Annotated in this window: 25 protein-coding genes and 1 tRNA gene; all 26 read left to right on the top strand. The window is 40.1% G+C overall.

Annotated features, from left to right (window positions below; all coding sequences use genetic code 11):
* Positions 1 to 16 precede the first annotated feature (16 nt).
* The 26 genes from PQ456_RS22875 to PQ456_RS22750 all read left to right on the top strand — a co-directional run bounded on the left by PQ456_RS22875 (position 17) and on the right by PQ456_RS22750 (position 24099).
* On the top strand, positions 17 to 1189 hold the full coding sequence (locus PQ456_RS22875; protein WP_273614293.1) for an aminotransferase class V-fold PLP-dependent enzyme: 1173 nt from the start codon (positions 17 to 19) through the stop codon (positions 1187 to 1189).
* Between the two features lie 97 nt (positions 1190 to 1286).
* Positions 1287 to 1799, top strand: a complete 513-nt coding sequence (locus PQ456_RS22870) for a DUF4446 family protein (RefSeq protein ID WP_273614292.1) — start codon at positions 1287 to 1289, stop codon at positions 1797 to 1799.
* Positions 1800 to 1965: 166 nt separating this feature from the next.
* Complete coding sequence (locus tag PQ456_RS22865) at positions 1966 to 2217, top strand: putative Se/S carrier protein (RefSeq protein WP_273614291.1); 252 nt, start codon at positions 1966 to 1968, stop codon at positions 2215 to 2217.
* Positions 2218 to 2229: 12 nt separating this feature from the next.
* On the top strand, positions 2230 to 3258 hold the full coding sequence (locus tag PQ456_RS22860) for a mechanosensitive ion channel domain-containing protein (RefSeq protein ID WP_273614290.1): 1029 nt from the start codon (positions 2230 to 2232) through the stop codon (positions 3256 to 3258).
* 106 nt (positions 3259 to 3364) lie between these two features.
* Positions 3365 to 3583: a DUF951 domain-containing protein gene (locus PQ456_RS22855; protein WP_273614289.1), complete on the top strand. Its 219-nt coding sequence runs from the start codon at positions 3365 to 3367 to the stop codon at positions 3581 to 3583.
* Between the two features lie 586 nt (positions 3584 to 4169).
* Positions 4170 to 4261 (top strand) — tRNA-Ser (locus PQ456_RS22850).
* Between the two features lie 255 nt (positions 4262 to 4516).
* Complete coding sequence (gene rpsF / locus PQ456_RS22845) at positions 4517 to 4804, top strand: 30S ribosomal protein S6 (RefSeq protein ID WP_204825753.1); 288 nt, start codon at positions 4517 to 4519, stop codon at positions 4802 to 4804.
* Positions 4805 to 4844: 40 nt separating this feature from the next.
* Positions 4845 to 5351, top strand: coding sequence for a single-stranded DNA-binding protein (ssb, locus tag PQ456_RS22840; protein WP_273614288.1), 507 nt, complete (start codon positions 4845 to 4847; stop codon positions 5349 to 5351).
* 21 nt (positions 5352 to 5372) lie between these two features.
* Positions 5373 to 5648, top strand: coding sequence for a 30S ribosomal protein S18 (gene rpsR, locus PQ456_RS22835; protein WP_069326395.1), 276 nt, complete (start codon positions 5373 to 5375; stop codon positions 5646 to 5648).
* 225 nt (positions 5649 to 5873) lie between these two features.
* Entirely contained in the window at positions 5874 to 6896 is a 1023-nt protein-coding gene (locus PQ456_RS22830; RefSeq protein WP_273614287.1) for an LCP family protein, read from the top strand.
* A gap of 168 nt (positions 6897 to 7064) precedes the next feature.
* Complete coding sequence (locus PQ456_RS22825; protein WP_204825756.1) at positions 7065 to 7523, top strand: CBS domain-containing protein; 459 nt, start codon at positions 7065 to 7067, stop codon at positions 7521 to 7523.
* 105 nt (positions 7524 to 7628) lie between these two features.
* On the top strand, positions 7629 to 8567 hold the full coding sequence (locus tag PQ456_RS22820; protein WP_273614286.1) for a DUF2232 domain-containing protein: 939 nt from the start codon (positions 7629 to 7631) through the stop codon (positions 8565 to 8567).
* Between the two features lie 11 nt (positions 8568 to 8578).
* A complete protein-coding gene (locus tag PQ456_RS22815) occupies positions 8579 to 10573 on the top strand; it encodes a DHH family phosphoesterase (protein ID WP_273614285.1) in 1995 nt (664 codons plus the stop codon).
* Positions 10570 to 11013 carry a 50S ribosomal protein L9 gene (gene rplI, locus PQ456_RS22810; protein WP_273614284.1) on the top strand — a complete coding sequence of 148 codons (444 nt, stop codon included), beginning with the start codon at positions 10570 to 10572 and terminating at the stop codon, positions 11011 to 11013. Before PQ456_RS22815 ends, rplI begins: the two co-directional genes overlap by 4 nt.
* A gap of 2 nt (positions 11014 to 11015) precedes the next feature.
* Positions 11016 to 12377, top strand: coding sequence for a replicative DNA helicase (gene dnaB, locus PQ456_RS22805; RefSeq protein ID WP_204825760.1), 1362 nt, complete (start codon positions 11016 to 11018; stop codon positions 12375 to 12377).
* 51 nt (positions 12378 to 12428) lie between these two features.
* Positions 12429 to 12932 (top strand): hypothetical protein, encoded by a 504-nt coding sequence (locus PQ456_RS22800; protein ID WP_273614283.1) that lies wholly within the window; start codon positions 12429 to 12431, stop codon positions 12930 to 12932.
* Positions 12933 to 12937: 5 nt separating this feature from the next.
* Entirely contained in the window at positions 12938 to 13156 is a 219-nt protein-coding gene (locus PQ456_RS22795) for a hypothetical protein (RefSeq protein ID WP_273614282.1), read from the top strand.
* Between the two features lie 82 nt (positions 13157 to 13238).
* Positions 13239 to 13637 carry a GNAT family N-acetyltransferase gene (locus PQ456_RS22790; RefSeq protein ID WP_273614281.1) on the top strand — a complete coding sequence of 133 codons (399 nt, stop codon included), beginning with the start codon at positions 13239 to 13241 and terminating at the stop codon, positions 13635 to 13637.
* Positions 13638 to 13952: 315 nt separating this feature from the next.
* On the top strand, positions 13953 to 15239 hold the full coding sequence (locus PQ456_RS22785) for an adenylosuccinate synthase (protein WP_273614280.1): 1287 nt from the start codon (positions 13953 to 13955) through the stop codon (positions 15237 to 15239).
* 313 nt (positions 15240 to 15552) lie between these two features.
* Positions 15553 to 17106 (top strand): M23 family metallopeptidase, encoded by a 1554-nt coding sequence (locus PQ456_RS22780; RefSeq protein ID WP_273614279.1) that lies wholly within the window; start codon positions 15553 to 15555, stop codon positions 17104 to 17106.
* Between the two features lie 159 nt (positions 17107 to 17265).
* Positions 17266 to 17994, top strand: coding sequence for a response regulator YycF (gene yycF, locus PQ456_RS22775; RefSeq protein ID WP_273614278.1), 729 nt, complete (start codon positions 17266 to 17268; stop codon positions 17992 to 17994).
* Between the two features lies 1 nt (position 17995).
* The gene (gene walK, locus PQ456_RS22770) at positions 17996 to 19846 is read left to right on the top strand and encodes a cell wall metabolism sensor histidine kinase WalK (RefSeq protein WP_273614277.1); all 1851 of its coding nucleotides are present in this window, start codon (positions 17996 to 17998) and stop codon (positions 19844 to 19846) included.
* Positions 19843 to 21174, top strand: a complete 1332-nt coding sequence (locus PQ456_RS22765) for a YycH family regulatory protein (RefSeq protein WP_273614276.1) — start codon at positions 19843 to 19845, stop codon at positions 21172 to 21174. The genes walK and PQ456_RS22765 overlap by 4 nt, the downstream gene beginning before the upstream one ends.
* Before the next feature lie 66 nt (positions 21175 to 21240).
* The gene (yycI, locus tag PQ456_RS22760) at positions 21241 to 21942 is read left to right on the top strand and encodes a two-component system regulatory protein YycI (protein ID WP_373462055.1); all 702 of its coding nucleotides are present in this window, start codon (positions 21241 to 21243) and stop codon (positions 21940 to 21942) included.
* A gap of 9 nt (positions 21943 to 21951) precedes the next feature.
* Positions 21952 to 22758 carry an MBL fold metallo-hydrolase gene (locus PQ456_RS22755; protein WP_204825770.1) on the top strand — a complete coding sequence of 269 codons (807 nt, stop codon included), beginning with the start codon at positions 21952 to 21954 and terminating at the stop codon, positions 22756 to 22758.
* Positions 22759 to 22845: 87 nt separating this feature from the next.
* Positions 22846 to 24099 (top strand): S1C family serine protease, encoded by a 1254-nt coding sequence (locus tag PQ456_RS22750; protein ID WP_273614274.1) that lies wholly within the window; start codon positions 22846 to 22848, stop codon positions 24097 to 24099.
* Positions 24100 to 24116 lie beyond the last annotated feature (17 nt).

Genomic DNA, 24116 nt, shown 5'->3' with positions numbered 1-24116 from the left:
GCAGGAGGATGCTACATTGTCAGCTCAATATCATGAGACTCAAAATGTAATCTATCTAGATCATGCAGCTACATCTTTTCCTAAGCCGCCTGAAGTGAGTCAAGCGTTGTTATATGCGTTAGAACAAGCTTCTGCTAATCCTGGCCGTGGTAGCCATCGTATGGCTGTTCAAGCGAGTCGTGAATTATTTAATTGTCGTAAAACATTATCCCAACTTCTAGATGTACATAACCCTATAGATATTGCTTTTACAGCCAATACTACAGTAGCTCTGAATATGGCTATTCAAGGGTATCTAGAAGCAGGAGATCATGTGATATCGACCATGACAGAACATAATTCTGTACGTCGACCTTTAGAAGCGCTAAGACGTAGTATCGGTATAGAAGTGACCTATATTGCTGTGAATGCTCAAGGGGATATTAATTTAGCTGAAGTGAATCAAGCCTTTACGCCGCGAACGCGGCTTTTGGTATGTAATCATAGTTCTAATCTATTGGGTAGCATATTACCGGTTGCTGAATTGTCTAGTATCGCTCATGATCATGGAACCAAAATTTTGGTCGATATCGCTCAGAGTGCAGGTCATATCCCTGTATCGTTATCATCATGGCAAATCGATATGGCTGCTTTTCCAGGTCATAAAGGATTGTTAGGGCCGCAAGGAACAGGCGGTTTATATATAGCACCTGATATGGATCTTCATCCCTGGATCTATGGAGGCACTGGTAGCCAATCAGAAGAGATCAATCAACCGACTGTAAGACCGGATCGATATGAAGCAGGAACACCTAATACGCCCGGTATAGCAGGTCTACATGCAGGTGCTCGGTATGTGTTAGAGCGTTCAGTGCTTACTATTGCTAAAGAAGAGCAACAGTTATCGCAAATGATGATCGAAAAGTTATTAAATATCCCGAATGTACATGTTTTGGGACCTGAACTTGGCAAAGAACGTACAGGTATTGTATCTTTTATAATGGAGCATAAAGACAGTGCAGAAATCGCTTTTCGCTTAGATCGAGAATTCGGTATAGCGGTACGAGCAGGAATGCATTGTACTCCACTTGCTCATATATCAGCAGGGACTTTAAATACAGGGGCTGTACGTGCTAGTGTTGGATATCGATCTACCGTAGATGATATCGATCGTCTGATTGAAGCCATTCAATATATTCATCGTACGTAAGATCAGAGATGGATGATTCAATAAATAAGATGTTCTAACTAAGCTTATTAGAAAATATAAATAGCAATAAAAGAAGGAAAGAGGAGAGCAGACAACGATGGCGGAATTGAATGGACTGATAGCAGAACAGTTGTATTTGTTTGTAGGAGGTATAGCTGTAATCATGATTATCTTATTGATTATTGCTATCGTACAAGCAGTCAAATTAAGCAAAATGCGCAAACGGTACAATCAGATGATGGCAGGTAGTGGAGTCGAAAACTTAGAAACACTATTGCTAGACTTGAAATTACAAATGGATTCGATAGAAGATGATGAACAGAACAAACGTGATCGTTTTCAAGCGATCGAAAATCGTTTGCGTCAAGTACCGGCACATATCGGAATGAAACGATACAATGCTTTTTCTGATCATGGTAGTGATCTTAGCTTTTCACTAGCTATTCTAAATGATGAATCAGACGGTGTTATTCTTACAGGGCTTCACAATCGAGATAGCTCGTATATGTATGCGAAGCCGATTGTTAAAAGCGAATCTACCTACAACTTATCTCCTGAAGAAAAAGAAGCCATTCAACTTGCAAAATCGCCAACACCAACCAAATCATAAGTAAGGCTTAAAAGTCTTATTACCGCCGTCGTGATCACAAAGATGCTAATATAGCTCTTATGTTTACGGCGGCGATTTTGTATCTATAGACAGATACGTGTAAGCTTTAAGAAAGAGAACGCATAATTTGTAGGGACATCAATTGTAAAAGGGGGTAAAGAAAAAGATGAATGATATACTGGTGATTGCTTTTGATTCTACGCAACAGGCATTACGAGCAGAGATGTTACTGGAATACGCAGATATTGAAAATGATATGTTCCCTACACCGAAAGAAATTACCGCTGGTTGTGCGCTATGTATACAATTCCCAGAAACAGATTTGCAAGAAGTCGATCATATTATCAAAGCAGAACAAGTCGAGATCCGAGGCATTTTCAAACAAAAACAACAGACATATGAGCAAGTTGTGTTATAGGAGGGTGAATGAATGAAAGGCTTTTTAAATCAAGAAACAGGTGGACAAGATATTCAGCAATTAACAGAAACAGCTACAGATCAAGTTAGCGGATTTACGAGCGGGTTATGGAAATGGGCGAGCGATACAGATATGTGGTGGCAATTTTTATTTTCCAGTATTCGTATAGTTCTGATTTTTATACTGACTCAAATCGCTATTAAAGTTATAAGCAAAGTGATTGAGCGTTCTTTGCAAGGGAAAGACAAAAGTAGGCTAAGAACGAATCCAAGACGGTTTATTACGATAGGTGAACTATTAAAAAACGTTGTTTCTAGTGTGTTTAATTTTATTATGATTATGTTAGTGTTGAATGAATTTGGATTTAATTTGACACCGTTATTAACAGGAGCCGGGGTAGCAGGTCTAGCGATCAGTTTTGGTGCACAAAGTATTGTTAAAGATATTATTACAGGATTCTTTATTATTTTTGAAGATCAATTTGCAGTAGGCGATGTGATTCAAGTAGGAACGTATAAAGGAACTGTACAGATGGTGGGATTACGTACAACCCGTCTAGTCAGCTGGAATGGTGAAGTTAATATTATTCCAAATGGTTCGATTATCAGTGTAACGAACTTTTCACTTTCTAATTCGTTGGCTGTTGTAGATGTTCCATTGAAATTAGAACGAAGTATGGACGATGCGCTGAAATTGGTAAAACAAGCGGTAGAAGAATTGAAAGACGATCATCCAGAAATGTTGAAAATGCCAGAAGTGTTAGGGATTCAATCGTTAACAACAGCAGAGTATGCGATTCGAATCGTTGCCGAGTGTCAGCCGAATTCACGAGCAGGAGTAGAGCGCGCGGTACAAACGGCTGTCAAAAAAGCACTGGATCATGAAGAAGAGCAACGGCTATTGTTAGAAGCTCAGCAACAAGAGGAAGAAGCTCGAAAACAAAAAGAATTAGAAGCAGCCAATACTCCGTTACAAGGTGAAGGAGAACTAGAATCACAGGCGAAAGATAAACGAGACGAAAATATATCAAACGATCAATAAAAGCGATAAGAATAATCAATATAAACATGTGGATAAGTGTGATAAAGTATAAGATTATAGGACGATAGAGAAAGTAATGCGATCAGGAACGGTGGAGGGTGAAGAAATGGAACGTAAGGTTTTTCAATTGGGCGATATTGTGCAAATGAAAAAGCCACATCCTTGTGGAAGTAATGAGATGGAAATTATTCGAATGGGGATGGATATTCGGATAAAATGTGTAGGTTGTAAGCATAGTATATTAGTACCTAGAGCCAAATTTGAGAAAAATATGAAAAAAGTATTACGCTCGGTAGATAGTGAAGTTCAACCAATGAGTGAATAAGCGACTGAAGAAAATATAAAGTTATCAACAGCATACAGATCAAAAAGAGTGAAATCAAAGGTTATCCACAGTGGATAACCTTTTTTATTTGCTTTTTAGTAGGATTGTGCATAACTATAGAAATCAAAAAGATAGATATAACAGTGAGATAGTAGAATATAACAGGAGACGATCGAAAGCAAGTTTTATAGTAGATTATGGCTCAAATCTAGTCATAAATCAGAGGATAAAGTATAGAACGTAGTTGATTTTATAGATTATCAGCAAAATTAAGAGGAAATAGATACAGGAAGAGTTCCAGCAAAGAAATGAGATTCCTAGCGATAAATCCTATTAAAATAAAGGATATTCATCAAAATCTATAAAAATGCAGAGCCTGTATAAAGCTTTGCCTAATGGCAACAAAGACTCTAAAACTGTTATAGTACAGATAGATACAGTAACAATTGAGCGATAATATGTATAGTTAAGTTGGATTATGACCAGGTACCAATATAGGCGGAAAATGCTGTTCTGTAAAGGGAAATCTATTCTTGCCAACCTAAATACAATGCAGTATAATCAATTTTGTTGTCAACTCAGACAAGGAGAGGTACCCAAGAGGTTATAAGGGGACTGACTCGAAATCAGTTAGGCGCTTCAGGGCGTGCGAGGGTTCGAATCCCTCTCTCTCCGCCACTTTTACTTCCATATTATTTTTGCAACTTACATATCGTTTACTAAGCTCTGTCGCAGAATTGCGATGGAGCTTTTTTAATTTATATCTATAGTAATAAAGAGGAAGTTATAAGAAGCTGAACTAAATTTTGTTTTCGTTAAAATAAAGCTTGTATTCGTATCTTATATTTTGGTATAATCATATAGTTCGAGTCTGTGCTCGTTCCTTGCTCCTGACATTGATTAGGGGCCTTAGTCCAAGAGGAGGTGAAAACTATGCGCAATTATGAAGTGATGTACATTCTTCGTCCTGAACTGGAACAAGAAGCTGTAGATGCAGCTGTTGAGAAGTTCAAAGGCATCATCACAAACGGCGGCGAAATTACAAAGCATGATGTAATGGGTAAACGTCGTCTTGCGTATGAGATCAAGAAAATTCGTGACGGTATCTATGTATTGGTAAACTTCCAATCAGCACCAGAAGTTGTTGCTGAACTAGAACGTCTTATGAAGATTTCTGACGATGTTATTCGTTATCTCATTACTGTTGACGTTACTAAATAATCTGCTTAAATTGTAAGAACCGTTCGAGGAGGGGATTGGATTGCTAAACCGTGTCATTTTGATCGGCCGGTTAACCAAAGACCCGGAGCTTCGCTATACACCCGCTGGTGTAGCTGTAACCCAGTTTACATTAGCAGTGGATCGTCCTTTTACGAGCCAAGGTGGAGAGCGCGAAGCGGACTTTATCCCGGTCGTCACTTGGAGACAACTGGCTGAAACTTGTGCTAACTATTTACGAAAAGGTCGCTTAACTGCGGTTGAAGGCCGAATTCAAGTACGTAATTATGAGAATAATGAAGGAAAACGTGTATACGTGACTGAAGTTATTGCTGATAATGTTCGTTTCCTTGAATCTAATCGTGATGGTGGCGGCAGTGGAGGATCATCCCGTGAAGAGTCTTCCAATAATTCTAACAATAGCGGCGGCGGTAATAACCGTAGCAACTATAATAGTAATAATGGAAACAACAACTCACGAGATAACCAGGACCCATTCTCTGATGACGGTAAACCGATAGATATTTCCGATGATGATTTGCCATTTTAATGAAAGAAAGGACTGAATGATATGAGCTTCAATAGACGCGAAAGCGGCGATGGAGAAGGCAGACGTCCAGGTGGACGCCGTGGCCGTAACAAACGTCGTAAAGTATGTTTTTTCACTGTAAACAAAATTAAGCACATCGATTATAAAGATACGGACTTGCTTCGTAAATTTATCAGCGAACGTGGTAAAATTTTGCCACGCCGTGTAACAGGTACAAGTGCTAAATACCAACGTATGTTGACTATCGCGATTAAACGTTCTCGTCAAATCGCATTGCTACCTTACACAACTGAGTAGTATATATTTATTACTATTATAAATATATGCAGATAAATCGTTGATTTGTCTGTTTCTATAGCGCACAGAATCATGTCTGGATTTCGAAGATGTGATCCTGTGCGCTTTTTATGTTGTAAATATGCTTTTTGAAGTATAATTAGCAAAACCATCAACCTGTGTCATAGTCGTTATCAAACGTTTAATGAAGATAATACGGGTCTGTCTGAAAAGAGGAATGGATGAATGGCGAGAAAACGTAAAATAGCTATTGGAGCTGCAATTGCATTAGTTGTCGTAGCTGGAAGCCTTTTTTTGTTGCGGAAACCGATCTCTGCATTGATGTTCGATTGGTTCGTAGCGGGCAGTATTGAAGATCAATTAGCACAGACATATCAACCTGTACGTCAAATTGGCGGCGAGCAAGAAGCTACCGAAGCACTACCTGTACTGACAGAGCCGTTTTCAATGTTATTGGTTGGCAGTGATCAACGTGATAACGAGACTGCACGTTCAGATACCCTTATCTATGCTGTTATGCGTCCTCTGGAATCTAAAGTGCTACTCATCTCGATTCCACGCGATACGTACACTGAGATTATAGGCAAAGACAAAAAAGATAAAATCAATCATGCCTTTGCATTTGGTGGTATCAAGATGACGATGGATACGGTTGAGAATCTTATGGATGAAAAGCTACAATATTATGCCACGATTAATTTTCAAGGTCTTATTGATTCTGTAGATGCCTTAGGAGGCATAAAATTACCGATAGAAGAAGATATCGTAAATAAAGATCCTAACCATGAGCAGTTTACTATCAAAGGCGGTAAGCCTATTTATTCTGGACAAGAAGCACTTTATTATGTTCGCTATCGTGAAGATAGTGATTTTAGACGTACCAAACGTCAGCAGATTTTTTTACAAGCTCTGGCAGACCAAGCGATACAGCTTAATCAGATTGAAAAAATTCCTCAATTGTTAGATATTATGGGTACTAATTTCAAAACAGATATGCGCCCACAAACGATTACAGGCTTAGCAAGTCAAATCTTACGTACCGGCAAGCCTGAAGTGACTTCATTTACGATTGCTGGTGATGGAGAATATGTAGATGGTGTATATTATGAAGTGCCGCGTGAAAGTGAAATTAAAGAAGCGAGAGATTTGATCGATGAATGGATGAAATCAGACGCTTCTGATTCCGATATAAATAATAGAGATTCAGCCGATGGAGCTACCGACACTGCGGGTTCTCTGATTCACTAGCTTGCTTTATTGTCACGTCAATATCGCTTAGAATAAAAGAGAATCCTGAAACGAAGTATGGGCTGAAACGTACTGTACAGGATTGAGCACAAGCCTATTCATACCAAAACAATGATTCATTATAAGATCATGCTCGTGGTCTTGAGATTATGAGAGGAAGGATTTTTCATGAATATTGCGTTTTTTCTGCTACCGAAGCAGGAGGTCGTTTGTGTCACCCTTAATTCGACACTACGTCAGACGCTTGAAAGAATGGAATACCATCGCTATACGTCAGTGCCGATGTTGAATAAAGATGGAGGATACGCAGGTACAGTAACAGAAGGCGATCTATTATGGTTTATGAAAAATTCCGAAGGCAAAGTGACTTTTGAGAACGCTTCTAAATTTCTAATGTCGGATGTACCTTTGCAAAAAGACAATAAGCCTGTATCCATCGATGCGAATATGGAGGATTTGATCAATCTAGCAAAAGTACAGAACTTTGTACCTGTTGTCGATGATATGAATCGTTTTATTGGTATTGTTAGACGTAGTCAGATTATAGAATATTGTGAGCAATTTGTACGTAGTGGGGAGTATAACCCTGAAAAATCAAGAATGGCTAAGAATATGAAAGTTACGTAAGCAGTATCGATAAATCGATGTGTGTTTATTAGCGTTTATGCTATAATTATGAGTAAATCTTTTTTAGCTAATTGCTGAATAACATGTAGGTAAGAGGTGAATGTTTTGAAATTGCGCTGGACATCGGTGGCATGGAGTATAGCTTATTTGCTTCTGTTGCTGTCTTTATTAACGTCATTATCCATTATAACGATATTTTTTCTGATTGTGCCTGTAGTCGTGCTGTACTCGACACTATCCTTGCGCCAATTCATTATGCACCTGGTTCCAGTCTGGTTGATTACGATGATCGTAGCGATTCAGCTAGAAGGTAGGTTAGGCATTTATGTAGCGATACTGGGCATATTCTTTATGGTTCCAGGTATTGTAATGGGACGGTTGTACAAAAAGAATGCATCTGCACTTCGAGTAATATTTACGACTGGAATTACCACGCTAGTCGAAATGTTATTGTTATTAATTTTTGCTACAGTAGTCTATAAGTTTAATCTAGCGATCTATGTAAAAGATATTGTAGAGCTATCTGTCGCTCCGATGCGAGCTATGGCGGATATCAATCCAGATATCGCTGATATCTTCTCGCCTGAATTTGTGCGTGGATTGTGGAATTATACATTACAGATGATTCCATTTGCTTTGATTATCAGTTCATTTACAATGGTTGTGATTACACATGCTATTTGTCGTCCAATTTTGGAAGGCATGAACTACTCTGTTCCTAAATTAAGACCTGCGCGTGATTGGAGATTACCTCGATCATTGATCTGGTATTATTTACTTGCTGTATTTTTAGAATATTTTGTAGCTACAAATATAACAGGTGTATTGGCAGCGTTTGTTCTTAATTTCATGCCGCTGATACATATTGCTTTTACGATTCAAACGATTGGCTTTGTATTTTTCTTAGGTCATCATCGGAAATGGAATTCGTTTCTTCCGTTTCTGTTAGCTTTAGTTGTGGTATTGATTCCACCACTTCGTATTGTTGGTATTATTGATCTAGCGTTCCCGCTCCGCGAATATATTACGAGACCGAAACGGTAAGGTGATGAATGATGCCTAATTTTTTATTAAACCGCTGGCATGGTTATCGAACAGTATGGGCTTCATTGCTTATGCTTGTTCTGGTCATTTTGCTGTCTTGGTTCAATTGGATGATCGGACTGGCTGCACTTTGCTGTGTGATTTTGTTCGGTGTATCTTTACTTCGTGCAGAGCTTACGTTTCGCAGGGAATTGGATGAGTATATCGCGGGATTATCTTTTCGGATTAGACGGGTAGAGGAGGAAGCGGTCAGTACGCTTCCTTTTGGTCTTATTTTATATGACAATCAGTATACGATTGAATGGCATAATCGTTATATCGGTAGTATGTTTGGACGCAAAACACTGGTAGGCACTTCGCTTGAAGAATGTTTTCCAAGGTTTGGTGATACGTATCAGCAAGCCAAAGAAGAAGCGCGCAAAGAGTCTTCAAAAGAAGTACGCTTTGAATTGCCACATGGACATTTGACGATCGAGTTTATTATTTTACCTGATGAACGATTGATTTATTTGCAAGATGTAACGACATTTGCAGATTTGCGTGATCGTCATGAAGAAGAACGTCTGGCACTTGGTATTGTATTTTTAGATAACTTTGATGAAGCTTCGCAAGGAATGGACGATCAACAGCGTACCAGTCTGATTGCGCGTGTTGCTACACGAATTACCGATTGGGCCAAAAACTACGGTATCTATGTAAGACGATTATCCTCCGAGCGTTATTTATTGCTACTTAATCAAAAATCTTTGCGCGAATTGGAACAAAGTCGATTTGTGATTTTGGATGAGATTCGAGAAATGACTGCTGATCTTAAAGTGCCTTTAACGCTTAGTGTCGGAGTAGGATTCGGGGCAGGTAGCATCAGTGAGCTGGGTGAACTGGCACAATCTAGTCTGGATATGGCTCTGGGACGTGGCGGAGATCAAGCCGCTGTCAAAGCAGATCAACGTCTATCTTTTTACGGTGGTAAGTCTAATGCGGTAGAGAAGCGTACAAGAGTGCGTGCGCGTGTGATTGCTCATGCTCTACGTGATCTGATGCTAGATAGTGATCAAGTGCTTATTATGGGTCACAAAATACCGGATATGGATGTGGTCGGTGCAGCTATCGGCATGTTGAAAGCTGCTGATATGTACGATGTAGATGCGTATATCGTACTTGATAAAGTCAATCCATCGATTGAGAAAATGATGGAGCGTATTGAGCTGGACGAACGGTTATCTGTACGCTTTATTACACCGGATGAAGCACTGAATGCGATGTCTGAACAGACATTGTTAGTGGTGGTTGATACGCACAAATCGTCGATGACGATTGAGCCGAAGTTGGTTGATCGAGCGAAGCGTGTTGTGGTTGTCGATCATCATCGTCGCGGGGAAGAATTTATCAATGATGCTGTTCTGGTATATCTAGAGCCGTATGCTTCTTCTACTTGTGAACTTGTAACCGAACTATTGCAATATATTCATGATAAAGTACAATTTACAACACTGGAAGCTACTTCGCTTCTAGCTGGGATTATTGTAGATACCAAGCATTTTGCGCTACATACCGGTTCACGTACATTTGAAGCGGCAGGATTTTTGCGTCGCAATGGTGCAGATACCGTATTGGTACAACGAATGCTCAAAGAAGAATTAGGCGACTATATCGCCAAAGCTGAGATTATTAAGCACGCCAAAATTATTCATAACCATGTTGCTTTGGCTGTAACTGAACCCGGTCATCAGGTTCCACAACTGTTGATTGCACAGGTGGCAGATTCGCTACTTAATATGAATAATGTACATGCTTCATTTGTGATTAGCGAGCGAATGGATGGCTTAATTGGAATTAGTGCCCGTTCTCTTGGTAAAATGAATGTACAGGTCGTGATGGAACGATTAGGCGGTGGCGGTCATTTGACCAATGCAGCCGTTCAGCTTGAAGGTAGTATTGAATATGCGGAGTCACGACTTCGTGAAGTACTAGATCAAATGGAAAAGGAAGAGGGGTTATTTGAATGAAAGTTATTTTTCTTAAAGACGTAAAAGGTAGCGGTAAAAAAGGTGAAGTAAAAGAGGTGGCAGACGGTTACGCACAAAACTTCTTGATCAAAAATGGTCATGCTAAACCAGCAACAGGCGGCAATGTAAAAATTCTTGAAAATCAAGCAGCCGCTGTAGAAAGACAAAAACAAGAAGAAAAAGAAGAAGCAGAAGTTCTTGCGAAACAACTTGAAGCATTGACGATTGATCTAAAAGCTAAATCCGGTGAAGGTGGACGCTTATTCGGAGCAATCACAAGCAAACAAATCGCTGAAGCGTTGAGCAAAAAAGGACATAAAGTCGATAAACGTAAAATTGAATTGGATGAGCCTATCCGTACATTGGGTGTAACACAAGTTGCTGTAAAATTACATCATGATGTTAAAGCAACGCTCAAAGTCCAAGTTACTGAGGAGTAAAAATGGGCGGCGAAATGTTTTACGATCGGGTTCCGCCACAGAATTTAGAAGCGGAACAGGCGGCACTCGGAGCGATCTTGCTTCAGTCGGAAGCGTTAATTACAGTGATGGAACGGGTAGACAGCGAAGATTTTTACGATAAATCACACCAACTGATCTATGAAGCAATGGTTAATCTCGGTGAAGAAAATCAGCCGATAGATCTGATTACATTAACTTCTTTATTACAAGATCGTGGACAGCTAGAAGATATCGGTGGCGTTAGTTATTTGGCGAAGCTTGCTCATGCGGTACCGACAGCGGCTAACGTCGATTATTACGCTCAAATTATCGAAGAAAAGTCGATGTTACGTCGCTTGATTCGAACAGCAACACAGATTGTTAGCGAAGGGTATGGTGGCGGCGAAGATGTCGGCAGTATGCTTGGCGATGCCGAACGACGGATTTTGGAAATTTCTAATCGTCGTACAGGTAGTGGCTTTATCGCGATTCGTGATGTGTTGATGGAAGTATTTGAACGGGTTGAAATTTTGCATCAAAATAGTGGTAATACGACAGGTATTCCGTCTGGATTCGTCGACTTGGACAAAATGACGGCTGGATTTCAGCGAAGCGATCTGATTATTGTAGCGGCTCGTCCGTCGGTAGGTAAAACGGCATTTGCACTGAATATTGCGCAAAATGTAGCGGTACGTGCCAAAGAAACGGTAGCGATTTTCAGTCTGGAGATGTCAGCGGCACAGCTTGTCCAACGTATGATCTGTGCGGAAGCGAATCTGGATGCGAATGTAATGCGTACCGGTGAATTTAAAGGTGATGAAGATTGGGCGAAGCTGACGATGGGTATTTCTTCGTTGTCTGAAGCAGAAATCTATATTGATGATACACCGGGCATTACCGTTTCAGAGATTCGTGCTAAATGCCGTCGTTTGAAAAAAGAAAAGGGTCTGGGTATGATCGTGATCGATTATCTTCAGCTTATCTCTGGACGCGGTAAAGCCGGCGAGAACCGTCAGCAAGAAGTCTCTGAAATCTCGCGTACGCTAAAGCAAATTGCTCGTGAATTGTCTGTACCGGTTATCGCACTGTCTCAGCTCAGTCGTGGTGTAGAGCAACGTCAAGATAAACGCCCGATGATGTCTGACTTGCGGGAATCCGGTTCCATTGAGCAGGATGCGGATATTGTGTCTTTCTTGTATCGAGATGATTATTATAATGCAGATACAGAAAAGAAAAATATTATCGAGATTATTATTGCCAAACAGCGTAATGGTCCGGTAGGTACGGTAGAATTGGTGTTTTTGAAAAACTTTAATAAATTCGTAAACTACGAACGTGTTCAATCGGATATGTTCGCAGGATAGCGGTACAACATATTATTTCAATAGTAAGTAGTGGATAGAGGAGTGTAGAAAGTGCCTTGGATTCTTGAAGATACAGCGGGCGTTATCACATTTGCTGATTTTTTTCCTTTAACTACATCAGATTTGCCACACATCTCTGCTAAATTAGGTTGGGAAGCATCATTTGATTGGAATATTTACTTACAATCTAACTCTATATTTACTGCTTTGAAGTTAGTCGACAGCCATGGAATGATTCATGGCTGTTTGGCATATCGAAAAGATCAGGGCAATTTATTTGTAGAGCTTGCTTTAGTAGAAAAATCTCCGCAACATCAACGTACAGTTTCCTATATTAATATTGGTAAAGTGCTGTTCGCTTGTGCGTATAAGATTAGTTTTGATGCTGGATTTGATGGGTTTGTAGTACTTACACCCAAAACAAACTTAATTGATTATTATGAACGGGTATATCGTGCTCAGTTTATTGGAAATATAGATCATTACTCGCGTTATTTGCTTGATCCAGCTATAGGGAAATCTTTGATTATGTTATACTACAGAGAGAGGATGTGATGCCAATGACAAACAAAATAAGACGTGGAACTTATGGATATTTTGCTTTGCAAAAGGCAAGATCAGCTATACCTCGTAGATACTCACGCCTATACGGTAAATCCGAGCAAGAAACGAATACTATTCACACCCTTACTATGCATGCCCCTTTATCTGAAGATGGAGCCAAACAAATTGGTTCTAAGATAGAAGAGTTACGTAAACAAATGAATATCAATATATAACAAAAGAACTGCTCAGGCGGTTCTTTTCTTTTGTAGATAGGCTTTTTAAAGACTGACTTCTTTTTGAAAGGGTGTGTAATATATGAAAAAACATATCCATATCAATCTATCCATCGAACCTCACGAAGTACCTGATCTGCGGGAAGCGGTAGGATGGGAGCGACGAGAGCGACGAGAGCAAGATTATCCTGCTTTATTAGAGCGGTGTCAGTTTTATGCAGGAGCGCGAGATGAAGCACAGCGATTGATTGCATTTGGCTATATTTCAGGTATGGGATTGCAACATGGGTATTTAGAAGACATTCTTGTTCATCCTGACTATCGTTATCAACAGCTAGGAACTCATCTGGTACATACGCTATTACAGCAAGCTAAGCATCATCAAATTGAAATTGTAACCTGTACGTTTACAGAAGAACACGCTTCTTTTTACCAAAAATGTGGTTTGACGTTAAGTAAAGGTGGAGTATGGAGAAGTTAAGTGATCATTTCCGAACGATAATATTTTTAATTGAATGTATTGTTCGCTTTTCATTTGACTTTAAAAAAGCAGCCTGTTACACTGATAATGGTGTTGAAAAGCTTACATTGCTTTAGTAAGTCTTTGCGTTACAGCACTGCTATGCCCTTCCGCTGCGAAACGGATCATTATGATTTGCACACGTCTGACCGTTCCTCGCAAGGAAGTTTTCATGCTGTCTGGCTGTTTGCAATATATTCGCTGTTGATCAGTTGTTTTTTGCAACGGACAGCTCAAATTCACGGTGTATAAAAACACCTACGGAGGAATGATTTCATGTCAACTGTAGTCGTTGTGGGAACGCAATGGGGAGACGAAGGAAAAGGTAAAATTACAGACTATCTTTCGGAGAGTGCTGATCTTGTTGCACGTTACCAAGGTGGTAACAATGCAGGTCATACTATCCTAATTAATGAGAAAAAATTCAAATTAACTATGATTCCTTCTGGAATATTTTACGAAGATAAAGCTTGTGTAATCGGTAACGGTATGGTTATTAATCCATCCGCATTGATCGATGAAATTAACTATGTGCATGACAATGGCTTCACTACCAAAAACTTAACGATTAGCGATCGCGCTCACGTAATTATGCCGTACCACATGGTATTGGATATTTTGGAAGAAGATCGCAAAGGTCCTAACAAAATCGGTACTACACGTAAAGGGATTGGCCCTTGTTATATGGACAAAACAGCTCGTTCGGGTATTCGTATTGCTGATCTGATGGACCCGGAAGAATTTGAAATTAAATTGCGTCATCAAGTAAAAGAAAAAAATCAAGTGATTACACAAGTCTATGGCGGCGAGCCTGTAGATGTAGAAGAAATTTTGAAAGATTACTTAGGTTATGCTGAAATTCTTCGTCAGTATGTACAAGATACATCTGTTGTGTTGAATGATGCGATCGATGCTGGCAAACGTGTTCTTTTTGAAGGCGCACAAGGTGTAATGTTGGATATCGACCAAGGTACATATCCATTTGTGACTTCGTCTAATCCTTCTGCTGGTGGAGTATGTATCGGTTCTGGAGTAGGTCCTTCCAAAATCCAACAAGTTATTGGTGTAGCGAAAGCATACACAACTCGTGTGGGTGATGGTCCTTTCCCTACTGAATTGTTAGATACAACAGGTGATACTATCCGCGAAAAAGGTCATGAATACGGTACAGTAACTGGTCGTCCACGTCGTGTAGGCTGGTTCGATAGTGTTGTAGTTCGTCATGCACGTCGTGTAAGTGGTATTACTGGATTGTCTTTGAACTCTTTAGATGTATTAACAGGTCTGGATACAGTCAAAATCTGTACTGGCTACAAATACAAAGGCGAGTTTATTACTCACTACCCTGCAAGTCTCAAAATGCTTGCTGAATGTGAAGCAGTCTATGAAGAAATGCCAGGTTGGAGCGAAGATATTACTGGCGTGAAGACATTGGACGAATTGCCAGAAACAACACGCAATTATGTTACTCGTGTCTCTGAATTGACTGGTATTCCGATTGCTATCTTCTCTGTAGGACGTAATCGTGAGCAGACAAATCAAGTAGCACCGATCTATCTGTAATTATTAGCTACTATTATAGTAAGTCACTTATAGAAATCATAATTAATAGAAATAAAATAGAAAAGGCATCCGCGAGGGTGCCTTTTTTGTCGTACTGTGATTCCTATCCATCAGCAAACAAATGTTAATGAACAGTAAAGTTGAAAATTTTGTCGAGATTATGGTAAAGTAAACGGGGAGTAGAAAAGGTTAATTTTTTGACACTTTTAGATGACAATTTTTAATAATTACTACTTATAACTATAACAATTAACTGAACTTCACTAATAACGTATCTAACCATGAATAGGGATAAGGATAAAAGGAGACGGTCATGAAAGGGTTTAGAAGCAAACTGGGGATGGGGAACACGCCCAAGCAAGATCAGTCGCGTGATCCACAGTTAGAAGTGCAGAACGAACAGCAATCAACCGATCAATCAGAGACGCCATCAGCATGGTATACCATTACAGTCGATTCGATCCGCAAGGGGAAAAATAAAATGCGTCGTCGTCTGATGATTGCTGCTGGAGGTCTGGTAGTAGTTGGCGGGCTTATTTGGGCAGGCAATCATTATGTAACAGCAAATACGATTCCTTATTATGTGGTATCTGTCAAAGGACAGGCTATCGGTACGATTTTGCATAAGGAAGAATTACAGCAGTTATTTACAACGAAGCGGGCAGCATATCAGAAGAAGTATCCAAAAGCGACGATGGTACTGAATACCAATGGCATTACAACTACAGAAGAACGTGCTTACAAAGCACAGGTCAATTCTGCAAACACACTCAAAACACTGGATGGTATGCTTACTGCCTATGCTAAAAGTGTAGAAGTGAATGTCGATGGCAAAGTGATCGGCATTGTTAAAGACCAGAAAGTGATCGATGCCGCTCTAGAACAAGTGAAAGAAAAGTATACGAAAAAAGCAGAATCGGCTAAAGCTTCTACCAAAACATCTACTAAAGCTTATCCAAAACAAGTCACAGGCTTAGAATCGGTGACATTAAAGCAAAAAGTATCTACTGGTGAAATCAAAGCCAATCCTAATAAATTGTTAAGCAGTACACAGTTAGCGAAAGTCATGACAACAGGTGTAGAATCACCAACAACTTATGTGGTACGTGAAGGTGATACGATCAGCTCGATAGCATCAGATCATGATATTACTCAAGAAGAGATTTTTGCGAATAATCCCAAAATTGATGAAATGGCGATGCAGATCGGTGATGAATTAACATTAACGGTTCCGCAACCGCCGATTACAGTCACTACATTTGAAGATTATTCCGAGCAGATTGTGACAGAACCTTCTGTAGAGATTCGGAAAAGCGATAGTATGCGTGAAGGTGAGTCCAAAGTGGTAGCTCAAGGAAGTACAGGACTTAAACGGATCGATTATCGGGTAACCAAACAAAATGGTCAGATGTTACGTGAAGAATGGTTAGGTCAAGAGGTGACGAAGAAATCATCACCTAAAGTAATCATTAAAGGAACCAAAGTAGTACAAGGGGAAGGATCAGGTAATTTTATCTGGCCGGTATCTGGAGCAAGTGTAACCAGTCCTTTTGGACAACGATGGGGCAAAACACATAAAGGGATCGATCTTGTCGGCAGTTCTTCTGTTATGGCAGCAGATGATGGTGTCGTCAGCTATGCAGGAACAATGACCGGTTATGGTAATGTCATTATTATTAATCATAACAATGGCTATGAGACGTTATACGGACATTTAAGCCAGATTGATACCAGTACAGGCGCTATTGTCGAGCAAGGACAACATATCGGTGTAATGGGCAATACAGGGCATTCCACAGGAACTCATTTACACTTTGAAGTACACAGTGGTGGTGCGATTCAGAATCCACTAGGATACTTACCATAAATCGAATAGTAGAATTCTATACAGCTTCTATATACTTTTGATATAGAAGCTGTATTTTTGTATATATCTATTGAAATTGCATAGTACTGATGATGTCGTGGAGTAAAGGGATATGTTAAAATAAAACCATAACAGGCAGGCATGGGGTGAATAATACAGATGCAAGGGAAAATTCTGGTTGTCGATGATGAACAACCGATCGCAGATATATTGAAATTTAATTTGGAAAAAGAAGGTTATGAAGTCATCTGTGCATTTGATGGAGTAACGGCTGTTGAATTAGCATTTGCAGAAGAACCGGACTTAATCTTATTGGATCTGATGTTGCCAGGAAAAGACGGGATGGATGTATGCCGTGAAATACGTACACGTATGCATATGCCTATTATTATGTTAACTGCTAAAGATGCTGAGATTGATAAAGTGTTGGGATTGGAACTCGGCGCAGATGATTATGTCACCAAGCCATTTAGTACACGCGAATTGTTAGCACGTGTCAAAGCACAGATTCGTCGTCAGCAGAAATTAACAGCAGTACCAACTGCACCAGCTGCCAAAGAAGAAGAGAAAAAAGGGCTTCGATTGTTAGAGCTATTTATTGATACAGATATGTATATGGTCTATAAAGAAAATCAACCGCTTGATCTGACACACCGAGAGTATGAATTGGTGTATTATATGGCGAAAAATGCAGGTCGCGTCATGACGCGTGAGCATTTGCTTCAAGCTGTTTGGGGATTCGAATATTTTGGAGATGTTCGTACAGTCGATGTTACAATTCGTCGATTACGTGAAAAGATTGAAGACGATCCCAGTAAGCCCGAATACATTTTAACGCGTCGTGGTCTTGGTTATATGATGCGTAGTCCAAAATCAGGAGGACTATAACGTGAAGCGCAGATTTCCGTTGCTTCCAGGGTTCAGCCGTACGATTCAAGCACGGCTGATTATTATTTATGTACTGCTTATTTTGATTGCGATGCAGTTGATTGGCGTCTATTTTGTGAGCGCGATGAAAAACTCGTTAACCAGTAATTTTACACAGGATCTACAAGAACGTGCTGAATTGCTATCGGTACTTGCAGCAGATAAATGGTCGGGTAGTGGTGAAGCAGGTTCTAATGCGATCAATGATCTAAAATTGATGGTTGATAATCTATACAATATGAGCGGCACAGAGATTCAAGAAATTCAGGTACTTGATATCAGTGGTCGGGTCGTTATTTCCTCCTTACAATCAGGTGCCGATCTGGAAGGTCGTCGTAATACGCAAACCGTAGTTAGTCGTGCATTACAAGGAATAAGCGATAATGAAGAATATATTATTGATGAGACAGGAGAGCGCAAGCGTGTTGTTGCCAAGCCAGTAATTAGCGGTGGCAAAACAGTAGGTGCTGTCTATATTGTTGCTTCTATGAAAGAATTGTACAGCACGATGAAGCGTATCAATGGTATTTTCTTATCCGGTATTCTGATTGCGCTCGCTTTAACAGCTGTGCTTGGAGTGATTCTAGCACATACGATCACACAACCGATCAAAGAAATGACCCGCCGAGCCAAAGAAGTAGCAGAGGGGAATTTTGATCATCAGATGACCGTCTATAGCGATGATGAGATCGGTCAGCTAAGTGAAGCATTTAATTATATGACCAGTCGTCTGCGAGATGCACTTGCGCAGAATGAAGAAGAAAAAGATAAACTGGCTTCGATATTGAAAAATATGAGTGATGGCGTTGTAGCTACAGACGAACAAGGTCGCGTTATTTTACTTAATCGAGTCGCTGGAACGATGATGAATGTTAGTGAAGAAGAGATTGTAGGTAAAGAGTTAGCAGACCTTTTGCACCTGCCTGAAAATGAACGTACCAAATTGTTAAACGGCACACTTCGCCGTACAGTGCTCAAATTAGGCGAGGAATATGAAGGTAATTCTTCGATTGTACGTGTTACCTTTAGCCCGATCCATCGCCGTAAAGAAAGCATTACTGGTATTATTGCCGTATTGCAAGATGTAACAGAGCAAGAAAAGTTAGAAGGCGCTCGGCGTGAATTCGTAGCTAATGTATCGCATGAATTACGTACTCCGCTGACTACGATTAAAAGTTACACGGAAGCATTGGAAGATGGAGCGCTAGAAGAACGTGCGCTGGCAGAACGATTTATCGGTGTAATCCAAAATGAAACGCAACGTATGATTCGGCTAGTCACTGACTTGCTTCATTTATCACGCTTAGATTCTAGCGAAGCGATGTTACGCAAGCAACGTACGGATGTGCGAGAACTGTTAGAAGATACGATTGATCGCTTTTCTGTACAAATGCAGCAAAAAGATATTCAATCGGCTACCGATCTCGATATTGATGTTGGTAGTGTATGGATAGATCGAGATCATATGGATCAAGTACTCGATAATCTAGTCTCTAATTCGTTAAAATACACACCGGATGGTGGTAAAGTGACACTGGGTGCTTATAGTACAGAAGATGGTATGGTTGCGATAACGGTTACCGATACAGGCATCGGGATTCCTAAGCAAGACTTGGATCGGATATTCGAACGCTTTTATCGAGTAGACAAAGCACGTTCTCGCAATATGGGAGGAACCGGATTAGGGCTTTCTATTGCCCGGGAAATGGTGCTTGCTCATGAAGGTCATATTTCCCTTGAATCAGAGTTCGGACAATGGACCAAAGTCACTGTTACGCTACCTTTGCATGAAGAAGGAGATGGAGTACATTGAGAGAAAATATCAAATCCATCTTACTTGTAGGCTTAATCGTAGTCAGTTTGGTACAGAGTTATTACCTGATTTACCGGATGCCTGGAGCAGATTCGGTGGCTAATTCGGAAGCTAGTTATGTGCAGACTGAAGATATGGGTCCACGGACTACGATTGAAAATACTATTTTTCCAGATCAGATGATTGTGCATCTTAAAAATAATAAACACACGGTATTCTATCCGGCATCATCGAATTACAATGCGATTTATAGCCGTCTAAAAGGTAGCAATTTTAGTCAGTTTAGACGATTATCAGTGCAGACGGTTAATTGGAATGAAATTCGTAATGATGCCGGGTTAGAAATGACATTCAGTAGCGGAATCCCTGTAAGTCTGTTGGAACGCACATTGGATATTAGCCCAGACTCATTATTTGAAGGCGATACTGTTAACCGAATCTGGATCTATAACACAACGAACAGTACCAAACCACGCGCTTTCTTTTTTAGTGCTAGTGGAGATGTAGTCTATGAAGCCACAGATATGGCATGGACGAATACAGATATTCAGCAGATGATGATAATGAGTACAGATTCGATCAATTACCTTTATCAAACAGACGGTTATTATATTCCGCAGACAGCGCTGAATATTCAATCACTGACACTCAAGCTTGAAATGTATACAACAGAACAGATGCAGCGTAATCTGTTTTTTGATCCAGGAGCAACCCGTAATATTAATGAAGAAAATGGAACCGAAATTTATACCGATAGCAAGCGCAGTCTACAGGTCGATACCAAGCAGAAATGGATGACCTATACCGATCCGACAGCACCAACAACAGGAACGAACAATGTTTCGGATAATGTATTATCTGCGATCGATTTTGTTAATCAACATGGTGGATGGCCGGGATCCTATATGCTGATGATGGATAATAACACAAATGATGATAAAGAGTTTATTTTCCGCCAGTATATTCAGTCGTATCCGATTGTAGATACCGACAAATTAAAATTCGGCTATATGAAGCTTGTAATGGAGCATGGAACAGTATCTTCTTATGAACGTTCGATGTTGTATACCGGTGCTAACAATCCGCCAATCAATGAATCGAATATTACACGAGCCAAAGTGATCTCATTACCGGGCGGCAAAGCATTACAGAACTTGATCAAAGCGCAGATTCCTGCTGATCAGATGATTCGTAATATTTATCCAGCATATCGTCCTACACTTGGTAATGGAGTGATTGTGCTGAGTCCGGTATGGATGGTTAAATTGCAAGATGGCAAAAGTATTGTACTGAACTCAAGCAATACGAATACAAGCATGAAAAAATGAACATGATTTGGGAGGTCCACGATGGATTGGGGAAGAGCAAAAAGCGTACTGATCTGTGCTTTTTTATTGCTAAACGTTTTACTGGGATACCAGTTGTGGGTGGATGTACGTGATCAAGCCCAATCCAATCTGGACTTTACCTCTTTAAGCGATAACGCGCAGCAAGCGATGGAAGAGAAACATATTCAGGTCACCGCACAGATTCCAAGAGATACACCTATTTTGTCCAAAATCATTTACCAGTATAACGGACAAGATGTTATAGAGACTCCGATTAAGCTGAAAAGCTCTGTCGATAGTCAATTAATCTTTAATGAAGACGAATTACGTAATCAATTAGCAGACGAAATTCCTGATATCGAAAATTATCGGTATGATCCGTTAGTGAGCGAAGAAAGTGTATTTATGCTTCATCCGCTTATTAATAGTGATCTTCCTCTATTTAATATGAATTTACAGTTGTATTATAGTAATCAGAAGATTACTTCGTATACAGAGCCTCAATGGACAGTAAGTGCCAATCAAGATCAACCGAAGCAAGAAATTATCTCTGCATCGAATGCTCTTGGAAGCTTAATTGAAAAAGAAATACCCGAAAGTTCGGTAGTGAAAGATATAGCGCTCGGCTTTTACGGGCAGACACTGGACAGTACGCATCAGCTCGCTGTACCGGTATGGCGTATTGCTCTAGATAGTGGAGCTTTTTATTATGTACAAGCAATAAATGGAGAAGTGATTGTTCCTCCAGCGGCAGAAAATAAGGAGTAGAGTAGACACATGGGAATACAGTTTACAGTCTTATCAAGTGGATCAACAGGCAATGCGACTATTGTTCAAAATAAAGATGCAACCATCCTGATCGATGCTGGATTGAGTGCACGTCGAATCGGTGAATTATTACAAGAACGCGATCTTACCGGTGAACAGATTCATGGGATTCTGATTACACATGAACATTCTGATCATATTAAAGGATTAGGAGCTGTTGCTCGAAAATACGAATTACCGATCTATGCAAATGAAAAAACATGGGGCGCGATGGAACGTTCGATCGGCAAATTGTCACCAGAGCAAAAGCAAATTATGCAAACAGGCGATCATCTTACATTCGGTTCGATGCGAATTGAATCGTTCGGGATCTCGCATGATGCGGCAGAGCCTGTAGGTTATTTTTTTACAGATGGAGATGAAAAGTTAAGTCTAGCTACTGATCTTGGATATGTAAGCGATAAAGTCATGCAAAGTATTGCTGGTTCTGATGTATTAGTGCTTGAAGCGAATCACGATATTGAAATGCTACGGATGGGCAGATATCCATGGAATACCAAACGACGGATTCTTAGCGATATCGGTCACTTATCGAATGATGCAGCAGGCGAAGCATTAAGTGAACTACTTACACGCAAAACCAAGCGTACTTATCTTGCTCACTTGAGTCGAGATCACAATATGATGGAACTTGCCAAGCTAACAGTACGTGATGCGATGGAGAGTAGAGGCTGCTTTTATAAAGATCACGAATTTAAGCTATGTGAAACATATTATGATCGTCCAACACCATGGGATATTATAAGCGACAAATAAATTCAGTTTCAGAAAATGGTTATTTTTGGTAAAATTGAAATCATATAATTAATCTGATTAGCATAGACAAGCAAAGGGGCGATCAGCATGAGCTTATTTGATGATGATTTCTACAACACCAAAGTATCACGGCGATCCAAACGTAAAATGTCTGTGCCATTTTCATCTTATCGAAATCGTTCCTTAGCTGGACGTTCCAGATCGTCTTCTACGATCAAAGTAATAGCGATTAGCTCGATCAGTAGTGCAGTAACAGTAATAGCGATCATTAGCTTATTCGGATGGTATAGCAGCAGCTCCTCTTCTTCTGTTGTCGCTAGCAGTATCGTTCCTACGACGACTCAACAAACAGACGGTAATCCATATGAACAGTTAATTCATGTCGCGAATGAAGTGCGTCCGGCGATGGTGAGTATTGTGAATTATCAAGATGAGTCGTCTACATTGAATGAGTCTGCACTTGGATCAGGAGTTATTTTCCGCAAAGAAGGCAGTAAAGCTTATATCGTCACGAATAATCATGTCATTCAAGACGCAGATCAAGTCAAAACAGTGCTAAGCGATGGAACCACATTAGCCGCGACTGTTGTAGGTACAGACTTTATAAGCGATATTGCTGTGCTGTCGATTAGCAGTAAAAATATCGATACGATCGCTCAATTAGGCAACTCGGATCAGCTTCAATTAGGCGAGACTGTGATGGCTATTGGCAATCCACTAGGATTTAATGGTACGATGACATCAGGAATTATTAGCTACAACAATCGTCTGATTCCAGTATCGCTTAATCAAGACGGTACGTATGATTGGGAACAAAATGTGATTCAGACCGATGCCGCGATCAATGAAGGCAATAGTGGCGGAGCATTGGTCAATTTGAACGGACAAGTGATCGGCATCAATACGATGAAAATCTCGGATACCGGTGTCGAAGGACTGGGATTTGCAATTCCGATCAATGAAGTCATGAAGAATGTCGATCTTTTGATTAAAAATGGTAAAATTAGCCGTCCATACCTGGGCGTATATACAACAGACTTTGATAATAAAAATGCATATCGTTTGTTCGATGAACAAGAAAAAGATTACAAAAAGCCAGAGTTACCGAAAGGGGTAACCGACGGTATTATTGTCGTCGAAGCTAGTGGACCTGCCAAAGAAGCAGGGATACTTGCCGATGATATTATCGTGCAGTTGGATCAACAAAAAATCACTTCTACACTTGATTTACGCAAGTATTTGTATAATCATAAGAAGGTCGGTGATTCGCTTGAGATCACCTATTATCGGGATGGCGTGAAGAAGGATATTACTCTTCAACTTCTGTCCAAGCCTGATTGATCTACTTGCCGATATAG

Source organism: Paenibacillus kyungheensis (genome assembly GCF_028606985.1).
Classification (GTDB): Bacteria; Bacillota; Bacilli; order Paenibacillales; family Paenibacillaceae; genus Saccharibacillus; species Saccharibacillus kyungheensis.
The sequence above is the reverse complement of the archived record's forward strand: the minus strand, read 5'-3'. Positions and strand labels throughout refer to the sequence as shown.